The organism is Nguyenibacter vanlangensis, assembly GCF_038719015.1.
GTDB classification, from domain to species: domain Bacteria; phylum Pseudomonadota; class Alphaproteobacteria; order Acetobacterales; family Acetobacteraceae; genus Gluconacetobacter; species Gluconacetobacter vanlangensis.
The window spans coordinates 3,080,713-3,101,946 of the sequence record NZ_CP152276.1; the positions used below are offsets into that span (position 1 = coordinate 3,080,713).

At 70.0% G+C, this 21,234-nt stretch carries 18 protein-coding genes; 10 read left to right on the forward strand and 8 right to left on the reverse strand.

What is annotated here, in order from left to right; translation table 11 throughout:
- The first annotated feature begins 107 nt into the window (after positions 1–107).
- Genes AAC691_RS14380 through AAC691_RS14390 form a run of 3 tightly spaced genes read left to right on the forward strand, consistent with a single transcriptional unit; the run spans position 108 to position 2,608 of the window.
- On the forward strand, positions 108–1,001 hold the full coding sequence (locus AAC691_RS14380; protein WP_342627410.1) for a metal ABC transporter solute-binding protein, Zn/Mn family: 894 nt from the start codon (positions 108–110) through the stop codon (positions 999–1,001).
- A complete protein-coding gene (locus tag AAC691_RS14385; protein ID WP_323989307.1) occupies positions 998–1,804 on the forward strand; it encodes an ATP-binding cassette domain-containing protein in 807 nt (268 codons plus the stop codon). Before AAC691_RS14380 ends, AAC691_RS14385 begins: the two co-directional genes overlap by 4 nt.
- A gap of 15 nt (positions 1,805–1,819) precedes the next feature.
- Complete coding sequence (locus AAC691_RS14390; RefSeq protein WP_323989306.1) at positions 1,820–2,608, forward strand: metal ABC transporter permease; 789 nt, start codon at positions 1,820–1,822, stop codon at positions 2,606–2,608.
- Between the two features lie 7 nt (positions 2,609–2,615).
- Here AAC691_RS14390 and AAC691_RS14395 read toward each other — a convergent pair whose 3' ends face one another.
- Positions 2,616–3,113 (reverse strand): flavin reductase, encoded by a 498-nt coding sequence (locus AAC691_RS14395; RefSeq protein ID WP_342627411.1) that lies wholly within the window; start codon positions 3,111–3,113, stop codon positions 2,616–2,618.
- 131 nt (positions 3,114–3,244) lie between these two features.
- On the opposite strand from AAC691_RS14395, the gene AAC691_RS14400 reads away from it, so the two are divergent.
- The 3 genes from AAC691_RS14400 (at position 3,245) to AAC691_RS14410 (ending at position 7,416) form a co-directional block, all read left to right on the forward strand.
- On the forward strand, positions 3,245–4,333 hold the full coding sequence (locus tag AAC691_RS14400) for an enoyl-CoA hydratase/isomerase family protein (protein WP_342627412.1): 1,089 nt from the start codon (positions 3,245–3,247) through the stop codon (positions 4,331–4,333).
- 76 nt (positions 4,334–4,409) lie between these two features.
- Entirely contained in the window at positions 4,410–5,825 is a 1,416-nt protein-coding gene (locus AAC691_RS14405) for a protein adenylyltransferase SelO family protein (RefSeq protein ID WP_342627413.1), read from the forward strand.
- 142 nt (positions 5,826–5,967) lie between these two features.
- Positions 5,968–7,416 carry a sugar porter family MFS transporter gene (locus AAC691_RS14410; RefSeq protein ID WP_176640458.1) on the forward strand — a complete coding sequence of 483 codons (1,449 nt, stop codon included), beginning with the start codon at positions 5,968–5,970 and terminating at the stop codon, positions 7,414–7,416.
- A 73-nt stretch (positions 7,417–7,489) separates the two neighbouring features.
- Here AAC691_RS14410 and AAC691_RS14415 read toward each other — a convergent pair whose 3' ends face one another.
- Positions 7,490–9,487: a S9 family peptidase gene (locus AAC691_RS14415; RefSeq protein WP_342627414.1), complete on the reverse strand. Its 1,998-nt coding sequence runs from the start codon at positions 9,485–9,487 to the stop codon at positions 7,490–7,492.
- Between the two features lie 131 nt (positions 9,488–9,618).
- Here AAC691_RS14415 and AAC691_RS14420 point away from each other — a divergent pair, with 131 nt between their 5' ends.
- Complete coding sequence (locus tag AAC691_RS14420; protein ID WP_342630226.1) at positions 9,619–10,281, forward strand: DedA family protein; 663 nt, start codon at positions 9,619–9,621, stop codon at positions 10,279–10,281.
- On the forward strand, positions 10,281–11,243 hold the full coding sequence (locus tag AAC691_RS14425) for an SDR family oxidoreductase (RefSeq protein ID WP_342630227.1): 963 nt from the start codon (positions 10,281–10,283) through the stop codon (positions 11,241–11,243). The genes AAC691_RS14420 and AAC691_RS14425 overlap by 1 nt, the downstream gene beginning before the upstream one ends.
- Before the next feature lie 12 nt (positions 11,244–11,255).
- Here AAC691_RS14425 and AAC691_RS14430 read toward each other — a convergent pair whose 3' ends face one another.
- From AAC691_RS14430 to AAC691_RS14455, 6 genes are all read right to left on the reverse strand, one after another.
- Positions 11,256–12,005 (reverse strand): tRNA (guanine(46)-N(7))-methyltransferase TrmB, encoded by a 750-nt coding sequence (locus AAC691_RS14430; protein ID WP_342627415.1) that lies wholly within the window; start codon positions 12,003–12,005, stop codon positions 11,256–11,258.
- Positions 12,006–12,009: 4 nt separating this feature from the next.
- Positions 12,010–13,197: a methionine adenosyltransferase gene (gene metK, locus AAC691_RS14435; protein WP_342627416.1), complete on the reverse strand. Its 1,188-nt coding sequence runs from the start codon at positions 13,195–13,197 to the stop codon at positions 12,010–12,012.
- A gap of 148 nt (positions 13,198–13,345) precedes the next feature.
- Positions 13,346–14,146, reverse strand: coding sequence for a 4-hydroxy-tetrahydrodipicolinate reductase (dapB, locus tag AAC691_RS14440; RefSeq protein ID WP_342627417.1), 801 nt, complete (start codon positions 14,144–14,146; stop codon positions 13,346–13,348).
- Positions 14,147–14,293: 147 nt separating this feature from the next.
- A complete protein-coding gene (gene dnaJ / locus AAC691_RS14445; RefSeq protein ID WP_323989293.1) occupies positions 14,294–15,418 on the reverse strand; it encodes a molecular chaperone DnaJ in 1,125 nt (374 codons plus the stop codon).
- 206 nt (positions 15,419–15,624) lie between these two features.
- On the reverse strand, positions 15,625–17,538 hold the full coding sequence (gene dnaK, locus AAC691_RS14450; RefSeq protein WP_342627418.1) for a molecular chaperone DnaK: 1,914 nt from the start codon (positions 17,536–17,538) through the stop codon (positions 15,625–15,627).
- 259 nt (positions 17,539–17,797) lie between these two features.
- The gene (locus AAC691_RS14455; protein WP_342630228.1) at positions 17,798–18,358 is read right to left on the reverse strand and encodes a nucleotide exchange factor GrpE; all 561 of its coding nucleotides are present in this window, start codon (positions 18,356–18,358) and stop codon (positions 17,798–17,800) included.
- A gap of 333 nt (positions 18,359–18,691) precedes the next feature.
- Here AAC691_RS14455 and AAC691_RS14460 point away from each other — a divergent pair, with 333 nt between their 5' ends.
- Together AAC691_RS14460 and AAC691_RS14465 are read left to right on the forward strand one after the other, a co-directional pair.
- Positions 18,692–19,402 carry a response regulator transcription factor gene (locus AAC691_RS14460; protein ID WP_176640461.1) on the forward strand — a complete coding sequence of 237 codons (711 nt, stop codon included), beginning with the start codon at positions 18,692–18,694 and terminating at the stop codon, positions 19,400–19,402.
- An 81-nt stretch (positions 19,403–19,483) separates the two neighbouring features.
- Complete coding sequence (locus tag AAC691_RS14465; protein WP_342630229.1) at positions 19,484–21,190, forward strand: stimulus-sensing domain-containing protein; 1,707 nt, start codon at positions 19,484–19,486, stop codon at positions 21,188–21,190.
- Positions 21,191–21,234: the final 44 nt, after the last annotated feature.

Sequence of the window (21,234 nt, forward strand, 5' to 3'; positions counted from 1 at the left end):
GCCTCCTGTGCCCCCGGTTTCCATACGCCGGAAAGCGCGCTATATGAAGACTGGATATTTGTTACATTATAACATATTCAACCCCCTCACCCGTTCGGTCGCCCGCTGTGCCAGCCTGTCTTGCCCCTTTCCGTCGTGCCGGTTCGTTCTGTGCAATCCTGCTGGCGCTGCTGGCGGGCGGGGCGGCCGCGGCGCGGGCGCAGCCGGTCGCGGTCGTGGCGGCCGAGGCGGTGTGGGGGGACATCGCGCGCCAGGTCGGCGGCCCGGACGTGGCGGTCGGCAGCATCCTGACCAATCCGGCCACCGATCCGCATCTGTTCGAGGCCAGCCCGTCGGACGGGCGACGGGTGGGGGCCGCGCGGATCGTGATCGCCAACGGCGCGGGCTATGACGGCTGGATCGACCGGCTGGCCGCCGGCGACGCCCGCCCCGTGATGCTGAACGTGGCGCGGCTGGCCGGCTGGCGCGACGGCGAGAACGTGCATTTCTGGTATGACCTGGCGGACGTGCGGGCCTTTGCCACCGCCTTCGCCGCCGCCTGCGCGGAGATCGTGCCCGCGCATCGCGCGGCGCTGCAGGCGCGGCTGGCGCTGTTCCTGGGCACGCTTGCGCCGCTGCAGGCGCGGATCGACGCGCTGCGGGCGCGCTATGGCGGCACGCCGGTCGCGGCGTCAGAGCCGATTTTCGGCCTGATGGCCCGGGGGACGGGGCTGGCGATGCGCGACGAGGGGTTCCAGCACGCGGTGATGAACGACACCGATCCCGCACCCTCGGAAGTGGCGGGATTCGAGGAGGACCTGACGCGGCGGCGGGTCAGGGTGCTGATCGTGAACGCGCAGACGGCGGGGCCGGCGACGGACCGGCTGGAGACGCTGGCGGGAGAAGCGGGGATTCCGGTGCTGCAGGTCGCGGAATGCCTGCCGCCGGGCATGCGCTACCAGGACTGGATCGCGGGCACATTGGACCGGCTGGCGCGGGCGCTGGCGGGGAAGGCGGCGTGACGGTGTCCGCCGAGGGGCCCGCCGGGGAGGCGCCGCCGGTCCGCCTGGACCGCGCCACTGTGCGGATCGGGGCGCGGACGATCCTGTCCGAGGCCAGCCTGACCATTCCGGCCGGGGCGTTCGTGGGGGTGCTGGGCCCCAACGGGGCGGGCAAGACCAGCCTGATGCGGGCGATCCTGGGCATCGTGCCAGTGACGGCGGGGCGGATTTCGGTGTTCGGCCGGCCGGCCGGCCGGGGGCGCCACGATATCGGCTACATGCCGCAATTCCACGGCCGGCCGGTGCCGCGCCTGGACGGGCGCAGCTTCATCGCCGCCGCGCTGCATGGCGAGCGCTGGGGCCTGCCGTGCGACTGGCGGCCGGGGCGGCATCGCCGCCATGACGCGGCGGAGATCGACCGGGTGCTGGACCTGGTGGGGGCGGCGCATCTGGCGCGGCGGCCGCTCGACCAATTGTCGGGCGGCGAGCGCCAGCGCCTGCTGCTGGCGCAGGCGCTGCTGGGGCGGCCGCGCCTGCTGCTGCTGGACGAGCCTCTGGCCAGCCTGGACCCGCTGCGCGCGCGTGAGGTCGTGGCGCTGGTGCAGGCGATCCGCAGCCGGCTGGGCATCGCGGTGCTGTTTTCGACCCACGACCTGAATCCGCTGCTGGGGGTGATGGACATGGTGCTGTATGTCGGACGCGGCGCGGCGCGGCTGGGCCCGGTGGACGAGGTGGTGACCGATCCGGTGCTGAGCGCGCTGTACGGCACGCGGGTCGAGGTGATCCGCGGCGGCGGCCGCATCTTCGTCGTCACCGACGGCTGAGCGCCCGGTTTCGCGATGCTGGCCTTCGAATTCATGCGCCATGCCTTTGCCGCGACCGGAATCGTCGCGGTGCTGGCCGGGCTGGTCGGATATTTCATGGTGCTGCGCGGCGAAAGCTTCGCCGGCCATGCGCTGTCGCATGTCGGGTTTGCTGGCGCGACCGGCGCGATCCTGCTGGGGATGCCGCCGCTATGGGGCCTGATGGCGCTGACGGTGGCGGCCGGGCTGGCGATGGGGGCCGGCGGCCGGGGCACCACCCAGGGGCGGGATGTCGCGGTCGGGCTGGTCCTGTCCTGCACGCTGGGGTTCGGGCTGCTGTTCCTGCATTTCCTGACCACGTCCGCCGCCCGGGCGACCGCGCTGCTGTTCGGCAATGTGCTGGGGGTGGACGGGGCGATGCTGGCCTGGCTGGCGCTGCTGGCGGCGGGGTGCGTGCTGGCCATGGCGGTGCTGTCGCGGCCGCTGCTGTTCGCCAGCCTGCAGCCCGAGACGGCCGAGGCCCGGGGCGTGCCGGTGCGGCTGGTCTCCACCCTGTTCCTGGCGATCGTGGCGGTGGCGACGGCGGAATGCGTGCAGATCACCGGGGTGCTGCTGGTCTTCGCCCTGATGGTCGGGCCGGCCGCGACGGCGCAGCGCCTGACGGCGGCGCCCGGGCGGGGGATCGTGCTGTCGGTGCTGCTGGCGGCGGCCGAGGGGTGGGGCGGGCTGGCATTGTCCTGGTGGACGGATTGCCCGGCCTCGTTCTGGATCAGCGCGCTGAGTACGGCGGCCTATGTGGGTACATATCTGGGGAAGCGCGGATAGGGACGCGTCAGAGCTCGTCCTGGCCGTGCGGCAGCGCGTGATAGGCGCGGTTGAAATAGACCAGCCCGCCCTGCCCCGCGCCCATGCGGATGGCCTCGACCACGCCGAACATCACGCTGTGGGTTCCGACCTCGACGATCTGGTCGACATGGCAGTCGAACGAGGCCACCGCTTCCTCGAGCACCGGGGCGCCGGTGTCGAGCGTGGTCCAATGGCCGTAGGTGAAGCGTTCATACATGTCCATCGGCCCGGCGAACGAACCGGAAATGTCGCGCTGGCTGGCCGAGAGGACGTTGATGCACATGGCGCCGCCGGTGCGGAACGCGGCGCGCGCCCGCGCCGCGCGGTTCATGCAGACCAGCAGCGTGGGCGGCGCATCGGTGACCGAGCAGACCGCCGAGGCGGTGAATCCCACCGGGTCGTCCAGGGTGCCGGTGGTCACGACGTTCACCGCCGCGCCCAGCCGCGCCATTGCATCCCGATAGGTCTGGGAATCGACCGTCATTCCTGCGCCCTTCCTGCCGCCCGCCCACCGGGATTGGCGGCGTCAACCCGGGCGGCATCTCATCGTCCTGTTGCTTCTGTCATATTATCGTACAAGGGAAAACAGGGAGAAACCGGGGCGGGGCGGCACGGATGACGGATGGCGGAGCGTTGGAGAGCGGGACGTTGCTGGCGGCGCGGCAGGGGCGGCTGGCCCGTCTGACGCTGAACAGGCCCGGCGTGCTGAACGCGCTGGACCGCCCGACATGCCGCCGGATCGCCGCCTGCCTGGCGGCCTGGCGGGATGACCCGGCGGTGGGCACGGTGCTGATCGACAGCGCCAGCCCCCGGGCGTTCTGCGCCGGGGGCGACCTGCGGGCCATCCGCGCGATCCTGGTCGGGGACGGACCGGACGCGGCGGCCGCCTTCTTTCGCGCATGCTACCGGCTGGTGGCGCTGCTGGCCGCCTATCCCAAGCCCGTGGTGTCGTTCATGGACGGGATCACCATGGGCGGCGGGGTGGGGCTGGGCGGCCATGTCCGCCATCGCGTCGTGACCGAGCGGACGGTGCTGGCCATGCCCGAGACGGCGATCGGCCTGACGCCGGATGCGGGCGGGTCCTATATCCTGTCGCGCGCGCCGGGCCTGTCGGGACTGCGGCTGGCCCTGACCGGCCGCCGGATGGGCGGGGAGGAAGCCGTCGCCATGGGATTTGCCGACCGGGTGCTGCCGGCCGGCTGCCTGCCCGAGCTGGCCCGCGAACTGGCGCGGCGGCCGGCCGGCGAGGGAGTGGCGATGTTTGCCTCTCCTGGATCGTCCGCCGGCCCGGCCGGGGCGGCAGGCGGCGCGGAAGGCGATCCGGCGGCGGTCGACCGGCTGTATGACGCGCCGGACGTCGCGACCATCAGGCGGCGCCTGGCCGGCAGTGCGGCACCCTGGGCGGCGGCGGACCTGGCGGCGCTGGAACGGGCCTCGCCCCTGGCGCTGGAGGTGACGTTCCGGGCCTATTTCGCGGCGCGGCGCCTGCCGGACCTGAACAGCGTGCTGGAACAGGAATATCGCCTGGTGGCCAATCTGGTGCGGCAGCCGGATTTCGCCGAGGGCGTGCGAGCCAGGATACTGGACAAGGACCAGGCGCCGGGCTGGCTGGACCCGGACCGGGTGCCGCGGGCGGCCGCGGCCTGTTTCGCGCCGCGCGCCGAAGGGCTGGACCTGTCGCCGGCGCGCGCCGGCGCGGACTGACCGCGCGGGCGGGGGTGGCGTCGTGCGTGCCGGGCCCTCATCTTGAGAGGGTTCCATGTCCGAGGAAGGTTCGCCGATGCCCGTCTCCGCCGCCTATCGCCCCGCCCGCGACCACCTGACGCTGGGGGCGGCGTTCTATGATCCGGTCGAGGCGGCGCGCTTTCCCGCCCATATCCTGCGCTTCCGCAACCAGGACGCGGCGGCGCGGGTCGGGCTGGACGGTCTGACGGACGACGAATGGACCGCGCATTTCGGCCGCTTCGTCCCGCTGCCGGGCGGGATGGAGGCCCCGCTGGCGCTGCGCTATCACGGGCACCAGTTCCGGGTCTACAACCCCGACCTGGGCGACGGGCGGGGCTTTCTGTTCGCGCAATTGCGCGACGCGCGGGACGGGCGGCTGCTGGATATCGGCACCAAGGGCAGCGGGCGCACCCCGTGGTCGCGCGGCGGCGACGGGCGGCTGACCCTGAAGGGCGGGGTGCGCGAGGTGCTGGCGAGCGAGCTTCTGGACGCGATGGGGGTCGCGACCTCGCGCAGCCTGAGCGTGATCGAGACCGGCGAGAGCCTGCAGCGCGGCGACGAGCCGTCGCCCACCCGGTCGTGTGTACTGGCGCGGCTGAGCCATTCGCATATCCGTATCGGCACCTTCCAGCGCCTGGCGGCGCTGGAGGATACGGCGAACCTGGCCAGGCTGGTCGAATATGTGCTGGCGGCCTATTTCCCCGATCGGCACGGCACACGCGATCCGGCCGCCACGCTGTTCGACATCGTATGCACGCGGGTGGCCAGGCTGGGGGCGCAATGGATGGCGGCGGGCTTCGTGCACGGGGTGCTGAATACCGACAACATCAATATCACCGGCGAGAGTTTCGATTACGGCCCGTGGCGCTTCCTGCCGCGTTACGATCCGTCCTTCGTCGCGGCCTATTTCGACCATTCGGGCCTGTACGCGTTCGGCCGCCAGCCCGAGACGCTGATGTGGAACCTGGCGAGGCTGGCGGAATGCCTGATTCCTCTGGCGAATCTTGATGATCTGCAACGGATTTTCGACGATTTTCCAGATCGTTATGAAAAAGAGATGAATGCGGCGACGATAAAACGCCTGGGCGTGTCGTCGGTTTCCGAAAAAGATGACCGTGCGCTGTCGCAGGAGATTTGGAAATTTCTGGAACGATCGGCCATAGGATTTGAATCTTTGTTCTTCGACTGGTATGGTGGGACACAGAGCAGGCATCGCGCGGCGAAAAGCCCCTGTGCCGGTCTCTATGCGGGTGCGGATTTCGAACCGTTGCGTCAACGGCTCGAGGCGCATGCCCCCCGGCCGGGCCTGGATCTTTCCAGCCCATATCTTTCCCGGGACGTACCCTGCACGATGCTGATCGAGACGGTGGAGCGGATATGGCAGCCCATTGCAGCCCAAGACGACTGGAGCCTGTTTCACGACATGCTGGGCGTCATACGGGACATGAAGGCCGCCCTGTCGCCCGCCTGATCCCGGGAAAGCCTGCCCGGGACCGCCGCCGGCGCGCGGCCCCGGACGGGCCCTGACCGGAGCGGCGTCGCGGGCGGTACGCGTCATCGGGGAAGGAGCCGACCCATTTTCCGAAACCCATTTTCCGGACAAGGAGAACAGGATGCAGAATTTCTCGCCACAGGCGGCAAGCCTCGCCGCGATATCCCGGCATGAGATTTCGGGCAGTGCGCGGCTGACGCTCTGGCTCGCAGCCGCCGTGGCCGCCATCTGCGGCGGCCTCTACGGCTACGACACCGGCATTATTTCGGGTGCCCTGCTGCTGATCACGCAGGATTTCCACCTGGGCAGCACGGCGCAGGAACTGGTGGCCTCGGCCATCCTGGCCGGCGCGGTCATCGGCGCGCTCGGCACCGGATGGCTGTCGGAACGGTTCGGCCGCCGGGCTTCGGTCATGGTCGTGACGGCCCTGTTCGTGACGGGGGCGGCCGCCTGCGCCATGGCCCCCGACGTCTGGACGCTGATCATCGCGCGGGTCTATCTGGGGCTGGGGGTCGGCGGATCCACCCAGGTGGTGCCGATGTATATTTCGGAACTGGCCCCGGCGGCGCGGCGCGGGCGGCTGGTGACCCTGTTCAACGTCGCGATTGGCATCGGCATCTTTACAGCCAACGTCATCGGTTTCGCGGCGCGCGATGCCTGGGGCTGGCGTCCGATGATCGCGATCGCCGCCCTGCCGGCGGCGTGCGTGTTCGTCGCGATGTTCTTCCTGCCCAAGAGCCCGCGCTGGACCGCCGAGAACGAGGGGCTGGACGCCGCGATCGCGCAGTTGACGCGGGTACGGACTTCGCATCGGGAAATCCATCGTGAAATCAATAAGATTCACGAAGCATCCGACGGGGTGGCGGACGCGCATCGCGGCTGGCGCGGGCTGATGCAGCCCTGGGTGCGGCCGGCGCTGGTCGCGGCCCTGGGGGTGGCGTTCTTCACCCAGTGCGGCGGGTTGGAGATGATGATCTATTACGCGCCGACCTTCCTGTCGGATGCGGGGTTCGGCCATGCCTCGGCGCTGCTGGCCAGCCTGGGCGTCTCGATCGTCTATCTGGCGATGACGGTCGGCGGGTCGATGATCGTCGATCATGTCGGGCGGCGGCGGCTGATGCTGATCATGGGTCCGGGCTCGGTCCTCAGCCTGCTGGGGCTGGGGCTGATGTTCGCGATCCATCCCGACAAGGGCAGCGTCGGAAGCTGGATGATCATCGTCTTCCTGCTGCTGTTCATGATGTTCAATTCCGGCGGCATCCAGGTCGTGGGCTGGCTGCTGGGGGCCGAGATGTTCCCGCTGCCGATGCGCGGCACCGCGACCAGCCTGCATGCCGCGACGCTGTGGGGCAGCGACCTGCTGGTGACCAGCACGGCGCTGAGCCTGGTCAAGCTGATCTCGCTGGGCGGGACGATGTGGTTCTATGCCGGGGTCAACCTGGCGTCGGTGCTGTTCGTCTTCTTCCTGGTGCCGGAGACGCGCGGCGCGTCGCTGGAGGATATCGAGGCGGCGCTGCATGCCGGCCGCTTCCGCCCGCGGCGGGGCGATACCGCCATCGTGGCCCGCTGATATCCTGTCTCTATTCCGTCTCCGAAATTCGCTTGCGCATTTCGGAGACAGATCACCAGGTTGACCAATGTGACTACGGCGTTTCGTCGGCCGGGCGCAGAATGACGCGCTCGGCCACGTCCGGCACGGTGAAGCCGAACACCCTGCCGTAGAAATCCAGTTCCAGTTCCAGCGCGCGGCGGATCGTCTCAGCGCGGCGGAAGCCATGGCTCTCGCCCGCGAATTCGTAATGGGCATGGGGGACGGCGTTGGCGGCCAGCGCCGCGACCATGTCGCGGGCCTGGCCGGGCGGGACCACCGCGTCGTCCAGCCCGTGCAGGAACAGCACCGGGGCGCGGATCGCGTCGGCCCGGGCCAGCGGCGAGCGCGCCAGATAGAGGTCTTCGGCCGCGGGATAGGGGCCGACCAGGCGGTCGAGATAGCGGGATTCGAATTTATGCGTCTCCTGCGCCAGGGCGCGCAGGTCGGTCACGCCATACAGGCTGGCGCCGGCGGCGAACAGGTCGGATTGCGCCAGGGCCAGCAGCACGGTCAGGCCGCCGGCGCTGCTGCCGCGCATGGCGATGCGGGCGGGATCGACCCGGCCCGTCGCCACCAGGTGGCGGCAGGCGGCGATGCAGTCCGCCACATCCACCACCCCCCATTGCCCGTCCAGCCTCCGGCGATAGGCGCGGCCGAAGCCGGTCGAGCCGCCGTAATTGACGTCGACCACCGCGAAGCCCCGGCTGGTCCACCATTGGACCTTGTACGAAAAGGCGGTGCCGGCGCGGCCGGTGGGGCCGCCATGGGCCATGACGATCAGCGGTGGCTTCTCGTCCGCCGGACCGCGATAGCTTAGGCTGGCGGGGGGATAGAAGAAGGCGTGGCCGTCCTGCCCCGATCCCGCCGGCAGGGGAAAGCGGATCGTCTCGGCCCGTGCGATGTCGTCCGGCGCCAGGCCGGGGGCGGCGGCGGCGCGCAGGGTGCGCGGCGGCGCGTCGGCGCGGGCATGCAGGATGGCGGGCGGCCCGTCGGGCGGCATGTCGATCCAGGCCAGCGATCCGTCGGCCAGCGGCGACGGGCAGGCGGCGGGATGGCCGAGCGGCACCGGGTGGACCGCGTCTTCGACGATCAGGATCGTCCGGGCGACGCCGTCCTCGATCGCGATGGCCAGGATGGAGCCGCCGGGCAGCGGACGGTAGCTGCGCAGGCCGAACACCCAATGGGGCAGCCCGATTTCGGCGCGCATCGGCGCGACCGGTGTGGCCTGCCCGTCCGGCAGGGCAACGCGCAGCAGGTTCCACCACCCGTCGCGGTCCGAGGCGACCAGAAGCGTCCGCTCGTCGGCCCAGGCGGGTTCGATGACCGAGGACCCGTCATCGAGCAGGGTGCGCGGCTCCGCCAGCGACGGGGCGGCGCCGCCCGCCAGCCGGGCCAGGCGCAGCCGGGTGGCGTCCCACGGCATGGCGGGGTGGTCCCATTCGATCCAGGCCAGATGCGTGCCGTCGGGCGACGGGCGTGGAGAACTGACGAAATCCGCGTCCGCCGCCAGCACCGTGCCGGCCTGCGTCGCGGGATCGCCGCCGTCGGCGCCGTCGGTGCGGAAGGCCACCAGGGTCGAGACCGCTTCGCCCGGCGCGGTATGGTCCTCGCGCACGCAGAACAGGGTGGCGCCATCGGGGGCGAAGGCCAGGTCGGCGAAGCGCAGGCCGGGTGCATGGCTGAGGGCGCGGGGGACGGCGCCCGGCGCGTCGGACATCAGCCAGAGACTGCCGTCCGGCCGGTTGCTGAAGGCGATGCGGCCCCCCGACACGGCATAGGCGCCGCCGCCATATTCATGGACCCGCGTGCCGACATCGAAGGGCGCCTGGGTGACGTCGCGCATGCCGTCTCGTTCGGTCCAGCGGACCAGGACGGTGCGGCCGGCTTCGGCGGGGCGGCTTTCCAGCCAATAGACTGCGTCGCCGTCGGTCTGCAGCTCGGACAGGCCGAGCGTCCGGCCCGCCACCAGGTCCGGCGTGATGCGGGAGGGCCAGGTGCCGTAGGATAAAATCTCGGGGGTGGATCCGGTGCCGGCGTGGGGGGCGGTCATGCGGGGGGTCCTGCTTTGGGGGCGCTGTCCCGTCCTATTGACTTGACACGGCGTTGGCCAGACGGTTCCTCAGCCTCTTCGCGCAACAGGACAGGTCCAATCCGCTGGTTCATCAGTTCGAATCCCTCGTCATGCAATATGGGTACGGCGTCATCGGCGTCGTCGTCATGTTCGAGAGCATGGGCCTGCCGCTGCCGGCCGAAACCCTGATCATCTCCTCGGCGCTCTATTGCGCGGCGACCCATCGGTTGGATATCGGCTGGGTGGCGGTGGCGGCGATCGCCGGCGCCATCATGGGCGACAATTTCGGCTATCTGATCGGGCGGAGCTTCGGCTTCCGCCTGCTGGAGCGGCACGGTGCCAAGGTCTGCCTGACGCCGCGCCGGCTGCTGCTGGGGCGCTATCTGTTCCGCCGCCATGGCGGCAAGGTGGTGTTCTTCGGCCGCTTCATCGCCATCCTGCGCGTCTTCGCGGCCCTGCTGGCGGGGGCGAACCGCATGCCGTGGCATACGTTCCTGTTTTACAATGCCATGGGCGGAATTGGCTGGGCCGGCGGTTATGCGTTCGGTACCTATTATCTGGGCCACCAGGTGTTGAACATCTCGGGCCCGGTCGGGCTGACCCTGGGGGCGATCGCGCTGCTGGTCATCGGAAGCGGCTTCGTCTTCCTGAAACGCAACGAAGTGCGCCTGACCGAGGAAGCCACGAAGGCGGCCGAGCGGGAGCAGCACGGCAGCGCGCACCACAGGGACCGGCAGCATGCGGGTCGGCACCGTGAGGGGGAGCAGGCATGATGGCCGTGCCGGCGAAATGGACGATCGCGCGCGCCCCGGACCTGACCGGGCGGGTCGCCGTGGTGACGGGGGCGAGCGGCGGCCTGGGCTATGAGACCGCGTGCGGCCTGGCGGCGCGCGGGGCCACGACCATCCTGGCGGGGCGCAACGCGGCGCGCGGCCAGGCGGCGCTGGATCGGCTGCGGGCCCGGGTGGCGGAAACCGGCGGGGCGGAGGCCAGGGCGGACTTCATGATGCTGGACCTGGGCAGCCTGCGCTCGGTCGCGGCCTTCGCCCAGGCGCTGGGGGAGCGGACGGACAGGCTGGACATCCTGGTGAACAATGCCGGCCTGATGGGCGCGCCGCGCCGTGCGCAGACCGAGGACGGGTTCGAGCTGCAATTCGGCACCAATTACCTTGGCCATTTCGCCCTGACCGGACGGCTGCGGCCGCTGCTGCTGCGCGCCCCGGACGGCGGGCGGGTGGTCAGCGTCGCCAGCCTGGCGGCGTGGCGCGGCCGGCTGGTATTCGACGATCTGCAGGCGCGGCATCGCTATACGCCGTTCGGCGCCTATCGGCAGAGCAAGCTGGCCAACCTGATCTTCGCGCTGGAACTGGACCGGCTGGCGCAGTCCGGGGGGTGGAACCTGCACTCCCTCGCCGCCCATCCGGGCTGGGCGGTGACCGACATCATGGCCAATCGCGTGCCCGAGGCGCCGAACGCGGCCGAACGGGCGATCCGGGGCATGGTACGGGTGGCCTTCCGGCTGATGGGCCAGTCGGCCGAGGCCGGGGCGCGGCCGATCCTGTTCGCCGCCGCCGGTCGCGAGGCGGCGGATGGCCATTATTACGGCCCGGCCGGGCGCGGCGAGCGGCGCGGCGCGGTAGCCGAGGCGCGGGTACCGCCCCAGGCGCGCAGCCTGCCCGCCGCGCGGCGGCTGTGGGCGGTGTCCGAGCGGCTGACCGGGGTATCGCTGTCCTGACCGGCCGCGCGGTCAGCGCCGGGTGAAGACCCAGTAGAAAGGTTGCCGCCCGGCGCGCAGGGCCTTGGCCTCGTAGCGGGTCGGGGGCCAGCCTTCGGGGCGGATTTTGGCGGGCGGTGCGGTGTCGAACAGGTCCTGGGCGGCCATGACCTCTTCCACCCACGCCTGATAGGTCGGGTCGTCGCTGGCGACGCGCCAGGTGGCGCCCGGCTTGAGCACGCGGGCCACCAGCCTGATCGTCTCGGGATGGACGAAGCGGCGTTTGGCGTGCCGGGCCTTGGGCCACGGGTCGGGAAACATCAGGAACATCCGGTCGAGCGACCGGTCCGGCAGGGCGCGCAGCAGGATGCGCGCGTCCTCGTCCCACAGCCGCAACCGGTCGGGGACGGGGGCCGTGTCCTCCTGCCCGTCGGGCACCAGGCGCGACAGCAGCGAGCACAGGCCGTTTTCGAAGACCTCGCTGGCGATATAGCCGACATCCGGATGGGACGCGTGCTGGGCCAGCGAATGCTCGCCGCCGCCGAAACCGACTTCCAGCCAGATTTCGGACGGCGCACGGCCGAAGCCCCGCGCCGGGTCGGCCAGCGCCGATTCCGCCAGCCGCAGGCGCGGCAGCGTCAGGTCCAGCAGGCGTTGCTGGCGCGGGCGCAGCGGATGGCCGCGCTGGCGGCCATAGAGCCGGTCCGGCGGGGCCTTGACCGCGACCGGCTGCGCCGATTCGCGGGGGGCGGGGACCGCCTGCGATGCCTGCCGGACCGTCATGCGCTCAGCGGTTGAAGGCGCCGCGCAGCGCGTCGACCAGATCGGTCTGTTCCCACGTGAAATTGTCGCGGGCCGGGTCGGGCGTGCGGCCGAAATGGCCATAGGCGGCGGTTTCGGTATAGATCGGGCGGTTCAGGCGCAGATGCCGGCGGATGCCGCGCGGCGAGAGGTTCATGACCTCGCGCAGGACATCGCCCAGCTTCGCCTCGTCCACGTCCTTGCCGGTGCCGTCCAGGTCGACATAGACCGACAGCGGGTGCGACACGCCGATCGCGTACGAGATCTGCAGCGTGCAGCGATCGGCCAGGCCGGCGGCGACCACGTTCTTGGCCAGATAGCGGCAGGCATAGGCCGCCGAACGGTCCACCTTGGTCGGGTCCTTGCCCGAGAAGGCGCCGCCGCCATGCGGGGCCGCGCCGCCATAGGTGTCGACGATGATCTTGCGCCCGGTCAGGCCGCAATCGCCGTCGGGACCGCCGATGACGAACACGCCGGTCGGGTTGACGTAGAATTCGTCGTCCGGGCACATCCAGCCCTCGGGCAGCACCTCGAGCACCACCTCGCGCAGCGCGTTGCGGATCGCGGGCTGGCTGGCGCCTTCGTCGTGCTGGGTGGAGATCACCACCGAGGTCGCGCCGACCGGGCGGCCATCGACATAGCGCAGGGTCACCTGGCTCTTGGCGTCGGGCTGCAGGTTGGCGACGCGCGCGTCGCCGGCCTTCCGCAGGTCGCGGATGCGGTGCAGGATGCCGTGCGCGTAATGGATCGGCGCCGGCATCAGCGTCTCGGTCTCACGCGTCGCGAAGCCGAACATGATGCCCTGGTCGCCGGCGCCCTCGTCCTTGTTGCCGGCGCTGTCCACGCCGACCGCGATGTCGGCGGACTGGGCGTGCAGATAGGATTCGATGGCGGCGTTCTTCCACGAGAAGCCGCTCTGGTCATAGCCGATATCGCGGATGGCGGCGCGCGCGCCCTCGATCAGCGCCTCGGTCGTCACCGAGGACGGGCCGCGCACCTCGCCGGCCAGCACCACGCGGTTGGTCGTCACCAGCGTTTCGCATGCGACGCGCGATTCCCCGTCGGCCGCCAGATAGGCGTCCAGAACGCTGTCGCTGATCCGGTCCGCGACCTTGTCGGGATGGCCTTCGGACACCGATTCCGATGTGAACAGAAAATCGCCTTTGTTGCGCATGATGGTTCTGCTGACCTCGCACGATGAAACGGGGTGCCGCCGCTCATGCGGAGGCAGGGGGGCGGGACGATGTGACGGAATACCCGCACAGCGTCAAGTATTTTCAGGGCATATCACGCTCGCGCCGAGGGAAATCAGGCCCCGAGAATCAAGGGGCGCGCAGGCCCAGCACGTCCTCCATGTCGTAGAGGCCGGGCGTGCGGCCGCGCAGCCACAGCGCCGCGCGCACCGCGCCGGTGGCGTAGATGCGCCGGTCGAAGGAGCGGTGGGCCAGCGTGATCTGTTCGGCGGCCGAGGTGAAGGTCAGGGTATGTTCGCCCACGATCTGGCCGCCGCGCAGCACGGCGAAGCCGATCGCATCGGCCCGGCGGGGGCCGGTATGGCCGGTGCGCGCGTCCTCGACATGGCTTGCGAAATCGATGCCGCGCCCGTCCGCGACCGCCTGGCCGATCGCCAGCGCCGTGCCCGAGGGGGCGTCGACCTTCTGCCGATGGTGCATTTCCAGGATTTCGGCGTCGTAGGCCGCGGACGGCAGGGCAGCGGCCATCTGGCGGGCCAGGCGGGTGACCAGCGTGACGCCGGGCGAATAATTCGCGGCATGCACCACCGGGATGCGCCGCGCGGCGGCCTGGACGGCGTCAAGGTCCTCGTCCGACAGGCCGGTGGTGCCCAGCACCCAGGCGACGCCTGCCTCGGCCAGGATGGCGGCGTGCGCGCGCACCGTGGCGGCATGGGTGAAATCGATCACCACGTCGCAGCGCGGCGCCAGCTCGCCGAGCGTGGCGAACTGGCCGGACGCGGCCCCGGATGCAGCCCCGGATGCAGCCTGGGCGTCGCGCGCCGTGCCGCCGGCCAGGCTGCCGCCGCCGGCCGCCACTTCCTCGCGCAGCAGGCGTCCGACCCGGCCATTGATGCCGGCGATGCCGATGCGGACCGTTTCTGTCGTCATATCCGGGGCCCAAAATACGGATGGCGGCGCGACCGGGGGATCGCGCCGCCTGGATTATCCACGGTGCGAGTTGGGGGGATCACCATGGACCCTCGATTTCTACCCCTAACCGGCACCCCTTTCAACCGCGGCGGCGGACCGACGCGTTCAGAGCTTGCCTTCGAAGAAATCGCGCACCTTGCCGAAGAAGCCGGCGCTTTCGGGGTTGGCGCGCTCGTGGTCGCCGCCGTCGCCTTCGAATTCGTCGAGCAGCTCGCGCTGGCGCTTGGTCAGGTGGCGCGGGGTCTCGACCGAGACCTGGATATACATGTCGCCGCGCGCCGCCGAGCGCAGGACCGAGAAACCCTTGCCGCGCAGGCGGAAATTCTCGCCGGTCTGGGTGCCGGCGGGGACCCTGACCTTGGCGCGCGAGCCGTCGACCACCGGGACTTCGATTTCGGTGCCCAGGGCCGCCTGGGTCATGCGCAGGGGCACGCGGCAATAGATGTTGGCGCCGTCGCGCTGGAAGATCGGGTGGGGCTCGACCGCGACATGGACGTACAGATCGCCCGGAGGCACGCCCTTGCCGCCGGATTCGCCCTCGCCGGACAGCCGGATGCGCGTGCCGTCCTCGACGCCTGCCGGGATCGGGACGTCGAGCGTGCGCTGGCGCTCGACGGTGCCGGTGCCGCGGCAGGCCGGGCAGGGATTGCGCACCACCTTGCCGGCGCCGTGGCAGGTCGGGCAGGCGCGTTCGACCAGGAAGAAGCCCTGCTGGGCGCGGACCTTGCCGGCGCCATGGCAGGTCGGACAGGTCTCGGCCCCCTGGTCGCGGTCGGCCGAGCCCGAGCCGTCGCAGGATTCGCAGATGACCCGGGTGGGCACGGTGACGGGTTTCTTGACGCCCGAGAACGCCTCGGTGAAAGAGATCGAGACCTGGATCTGGATGTCGCTGCCCGAGCGGCGGCCGCCGCGCCGGCCGCCCATCATGTCGCCGAACATCTGCTCGAAGATGTCGCCCAGACCGCCGCCGAAATCGAACCCGCCGGCGCCGGGGCCGCCGCCCTCGAACGCCGCATGGCCGAAGCGGTCATAGGCCGCGCGTTTCTGATCGTCCTTCAGGACGTCGTAGGCTTCGTTGATTTCCTTGAACCGGGATTCGGCCGACGCGTCGCCGGGATTGCGGTCCGGGTGGTACTGCATGGCCAGCCGGCGATACGCCTTTTTCAACTCGTCGCCATTCGCATCGCGGGAGACTTCGAGCACGGCGTAGTAATCGAGCTTGGTGGCCATCACGGTCCTCATTGGGGGCCGCGTTCAGGGCGGTGCCGCGGCCGTCGATCATGAAATGAACAGGGTCGGTCAAGGAAAAGCGCCCGCCTTCGGCAGAAGGGGGCGCCTTCGGCCAAAGGCGGGAACCAGAGGCGGCGGCCAAAGGCGGAGCCCGTGGCGGGCGGCACCGGCCGAAACCGGGCCGCCACGACCGCGCCGCCGGACGATCAGGCCGACTTCTTGTCGTCCACGTCTTCGAAATCGGCGTCGACGACCTTCTCGCCATGCGCCCCCGAGGTCCCCGCCGACGGGCCGGCACCGGGCGCCGCCTCGGCCTGGCCGGCCTTGTAGACGGCCTCGCCGATCTTCATCGCCGCCTGGGACAGCGCATCGGACGCGCTCTTGAGCGCGGCGGCGTCGCTGCCTTCCAGGGCCTTGCGGACATCGGCGATCGCCGCCTCGGCCGCCGCCTTGTCACCGGCCGGGACCTTGTCGCCGGCTTCGGCCAGCGACTTCTCGACCTGATGCGCCAGCCCTTCGGCATGGTTGCGGGCCTCGACCAGATCCTTCTTGGCCTTGTCGGCCGCGGCGTTCGCCTCGGCGTCCTTGACCATCTTCTCGATGTCGGCGTCGGACAGGCCGCCCGATGCCTGGATCTTGATCTGCTGTTCCTTGCCGGTCGCCTTGTCCTTGGCCGAGACCGACACGATGCCGTTGGCGTCGATGTCGAACGTCACCTCGATCTGCGGCATGCCGCGCGGGGCGGGGGCGATGCCGGTCAGGTCGAAATTGCCCAGCAGCTTGTTGTCGGCCGCCATCTCGCGCTCGCCCTGGAACACTTTGATGGTCACCGCGCTCTGGTTGTCCTCGGCGGTCGAGAAGGTCTGGCTCTTCTTGGTCGGGATGGTGGTGTTGCGGTCGATCAGGCGGGTGAACACGCCGCCCAGCGTCTCGATCCCCAGCGAGAGCGGGGTGACGTCGAGCAGCAGCACGTCCTTCACGTCGCCCTTCAGCACCGCGCCCTGCACCGCAGCACCGATCGCCACGACCTCGTCGGGGTTCACGTTGCGGGCCGGCTCCTTGCCGAAGAACTGCTTCACCGCCTCGATGACCTTGGGCATGCGGGTCATGCCGCCGACCAGGATCACCTCGTCGATTTCCGCCGCCGAGACGGACGCGTCCTTGAGCGCGGCGCGGCACGGATCCATCGTGCGCTGGATCAGGTCGTCGACCAGGCTTTCCAGCTTCGCGCGGCTGAGCTTCAGCACCAGGTGCTTCGGCCCCGAGGCGTCGGCGGTGATGAAGGGCAGGTTGATCTCGGTCTCCTTGGAGGAGGACAGCTCGATCTTCGCCTTTTCCGCCGCTTCCTTCAGGCGCTGCAGGGCCAGCTTGTCGGCGCGCAGGTCGATGCCCTGCTCGCGCTTAAACTCGTCGGCCAGATAGGCGATGATGCGCGCGTCGAAATCCTCGCCGCCCAGGAAGGTGTCGCCGTTGGTCGACTTCACCTCGATCACGCCGTCCGAGATTTCAAGGACCGACACGTCGAACGTGCCGCCGCCCAGGTCGTAGACCGCGATCGTGCCGCTGTTCTTCTTCTGCAGCCCATAGGCCAGGGCGGCCGCCGTCGGCTCGTTGATGATGCGCAGCACGTCCAGCCCCGCGATGCGGCCGGCATCCTTGGTCGCCTGGCGCTGCGCGTCGTTGAAGTAGGCCGGCACCGTGATGACCGCCTGGGTCACCTTCTCGCCCAGATAGGACTCGGCCGTTTCCTTCATCTTGCCCAGCACGAAGGCCGCGATCTGCGACGGGGCGTATTTCTTGCCCTGCGCCTCGACCCACGCGTCGCCGTTGTCGCCGGGGACGATCGCATAAGGGACCAGGGCCTTGTCCTTGGTCACGGTCGGGTCGTCATAGCGGCGGCCGATCAGGCGCTTGACCGCATACAGCGTGTTGGCGGGATTGGTGACGGCCTGGCGCTTGGCGGCCTGGCCGACCAGCATTTCGCCGCTATCGGTGAAGGCGACCATCGACGGGGTGGTGCGCGCACCTTCGCTGTTCTCGATGACGCGGGTCTCATCCCCCTCGCGAATGGCGACGCATGAATTGGTCGTGCCGAGGTCGATGCCGATAACCTTGCTCATTCATATTCTCCTTTCAGCGGTCCCGACCGGCCCGAAGCACCGGAAAGGACCCTAGAACCCATTATGGTCCGGCAGGTGGCGCGAATGGTCCGCCGCACCTGATGATCTGCCTTGTCCGCCACACTGCGTGCTGGCGCCCGCACCGCCGGATCTGTCCAGCATGTATTCAGACCGGGTATCCCTTTCAAGGGCAATTCCGGCGCAAATCCGGGGCGATCCCGGATGCCGGTCGGGACGCCGGTCCGGGCGCCGCCGGGAATCAGGCGCCGGTCTTGTCGGATGCGGGCGTGTCGGCGGGCGGCGCGCCCTTGGACACGACGACCATCGCCGGCTTCAGCAGGCGGCCATGCAGCTTCCAGGCCGGGGTCCAGGCCTGGATGACCGTGCCCGGGGGATGCTCCTCGCTGTGCTGCTCGGCCATCGCCTGGTGGTGGTTGGCGTCGAACGGCGCGCCGGCCGGGTCGGTGGCCGAGATGCCGTGCCGTTCCAGGATGCCGATGAAGGACCGTTCGGTGCTCTCGATCCCCTCGCGCATGCGCGCGATCAGCCGGTCCTCACCCTCGGTGGCGTGGGGCAGGCTGGCCAGCGCGCGCTTGAGGTTCTCGGCGGCCTCGACCACGTCGCGGGCGAATTTCTGCGTCGCGTATTGCCGCGCATCGTCCAGCTCGCGTTTGGTGCGGGCGCGCAGGTTCTGCATCTCGGCCTCCGAGCGCATCCAGCGTTCGCGCATGTCCTCCAGCGCGGCTTCCAGCTCCTGGATCCGGGCTTCGGGTCCGGTTTCGGGGGAGGCGTCGGCCGTCGCGGTCTGGGCGGTATCCATCTCTTCACTGTCCATCCGGGCTGTGTCCTGGTCGTTGCCGGTGGCCTGGCCAGGGGTATGGCCAGTGGCTTCGGTCGGGTCGGTATCGTGGCTCATGCGTCTTGAAGTAGGTCACCGCGCGCCGTTGGACAAGGCATTGCGGCATGGCCGACCATGACGTTTCCGCGTCTCTGTCCCCTGCCCGGGACCTCGTGGTCCGTCTCCTGTAGAGGGACATGGACGGATGGTCATCGGCGCCTGCCATGACAGCGCCTTGTTCCTGGCGCTATGATGACGCGGACGATGTGACGAGCAAGGCCGGCGGGGTTGTCGGCAGGGAGCGAGAACGCCGCGATGGAGCCGACGAAACACACGATCGCCCTGGTCGACGACGACCGGAACATCCTGACCTCGGTGCAGATGACGCTGGAGGCCGAGGGCTTCTGCGTCCGCACCTATACGGACGGCGAGAGCGCCCTGCACGGAATCACGACCCGGCCGGTCGACCTGGCGGTGCTGGATATCAAGATGCCCCGCATGGACGGGATGGAACTGCTGCAGCGCCTGCGCAGCCGGTCCCACCTGCCGGTGATCTTCCTGTCGTCGAAGGACGAGGAGGTCGACCAGTTGATGGGGCTGCGCCTGGGGGCGGACGACTACATCACCAAGCCGTTCTCGCAGCGACTGCTGCTGGAGCGCATCCGCGCGCTGCTGCGCCGCAACGACGCCACCCGCAACGAGGCGGGCGGAGCGGGCGGCGGCGGCACGATGGTGCGCGGCGACCTGTCGCTGGACGAGACGCGGCACCAGTGCCTGTGGCGCGGGAAGGACATCCAGTTGACGGTGACCGAGTTCCTGCTGGTCAAGGCGCTGGCGGCGCGGCCCGGGCTGGTCAAGTCGCGCGACCAGTTGATCGACGCCGCCTACGGCGAGAACATCTATGTCGACGACCGCACCATCGACAGCCACATCAAGCGGGTGCGCAAGAAATTCCGCCAGGTGGACGAGGAGTTCAACCAGATCGAGACGCTGTACGGGATCGGCTATCGCTACAAGGAGGAGTGAGTGCGCATCGGCAACCTGGTGACGGCGCTGCCCGATCCGTTCACCTGGCTGCGCCGGGGGGCCGAGACCGGCGGCGAGAACCTGAACCGCGACGCGGCGGCGGCCTATCGGGAATATCGCACGCGCCTGGTCTCGCCGCTGATACGGCGGGTGCTGCTGGTCAACGTGCTGCCGCTGATGGTGCTGGCGGTGACGCTGCTCTATCTGAGCCAGTTCCAGAACAGCCTGCTGGAAGCCGAGGTCATGGCCCTGCGCGAGCAGGCGCGGATCTATGCCGGCGCGCTGGGGCAGAGCGCCGTGGTGTTCGGCCATGGCGGCGCGCCGATCCTGGACGCGCCGCTGGCCCGGCCGCTGCTGCTGCGCCTGACCGAGCCCAGCCCCAGCGCCCATGCGCGGCTGTTCGCCCCCGACGGGCAACTGGTGGCCGACAGCCGGGTCGAGGCCGCGGCGGCGGTGCAGCATCGCGGGGCGCGGGGGCAGATCGCCATGCAGCCCCTGCCCTCGCCCGCCGCCGACGACGGCGATGATCGCGCGCCCCGGGCGTCGGCCGGGGCCAAGCTGGGGCTGGCCGAACGGTTCTATGACCGGCTGCTGTCCCTGCTGCCGATCCTGTCGGGCGGGCGGATCGTGACCCTGGACACGCCGGATACCGACCCCAGCGTGCAGCCGATGACCGGGGCGGACGGCGCCGCGCAGCCGGAAATGCCCCCCTATATCCGCCGGACCGCGCGCCGGCACCTGATCGTCACGGTGGCCGAGCCGGTGATGCATGAGGGCCAGACGATCGGCATCATCCAGTTGACGCGGCAGGCCGGCAACGTGGACCGGTCCCTGTTCGCCGTGCGCTCGTCGATCCTGTCGCTGTTCCTGGTGGCGCTGGCCGTGACGGTGCTGCTGTCGTGGTACCTGTCGCTGACGATCGCGCGTCCGCTGCTGCGGCTGACCGCGTCGGCCCATGTGATGCGCGAGAGCACCGGCCGGTCGGATCCGGTGCCGGTGCGCCTGCTGGCCCGCCGGGACGAGATCGGCGAGGTGGCGCGGGCGCTGCAGGACAGCGCCCGGGCGCTGTGGGCGCGGATGGACGCGATCGAGCGGTTCGCCGCCGATGTCAGCCACGAGATCAAGAACCCGCTCTCGTCGATCCGCTCGGCGATCGAGACGCTGCTGCGGATCGAGGATCTGAACCGCCAGCGGCGGCTGCTGTCGATCATCAACGAGGACGTGCGGCGGCTGGACCGGCTGATCACCGATATTTCCGATGCCAGCCGGGTGGACGCGGAATTGTCGCGCGCGCGCACCGAGCCGGTGGCGGTGGTGCCGATGCTGTCGGTGCTGGCCGAGATCCACCAGGCGACGCGCCAGCCGGGCCAGCCGGTGCTGAGCGTGGCCAGCAGCGGGGATACGGCCGAGCGCCGGCTGGCGGTGATGGCGGTCGAGGACCGGCTGGTGCAGGTGCTGCGCAACCTGATCGGCAATGCGATCTCGTTCTCGCCGCCCGAGGGGCGCATCGTGCTGAGCGCGGTGCCGGCCGCCGGCGGGATGGTCGAGATCGCGGTGACGGACGAAGGGCCTGGCATTCCGCCCGGAAAGCTGAACAGCATCTTCGACCGGTTCTATTCCGAGCGGCCGACCAGCGAGAATTTCGGCCAGCATTCGGGGCTGGGCCTGTCGATCAGCCGGCAGATCGTCGAGACCCTGAAAGGCACGATCCGCGCGGAAAACCGCATCGGCCCCGATGGCCAGGTGACCGGCGCGCGGTTCGTCGTCAGCCTGCCGCGAGTGGCCTGAGGGGTTTCGCGCGCGCCGGCACATAACTCCCGACGTACAAAAGT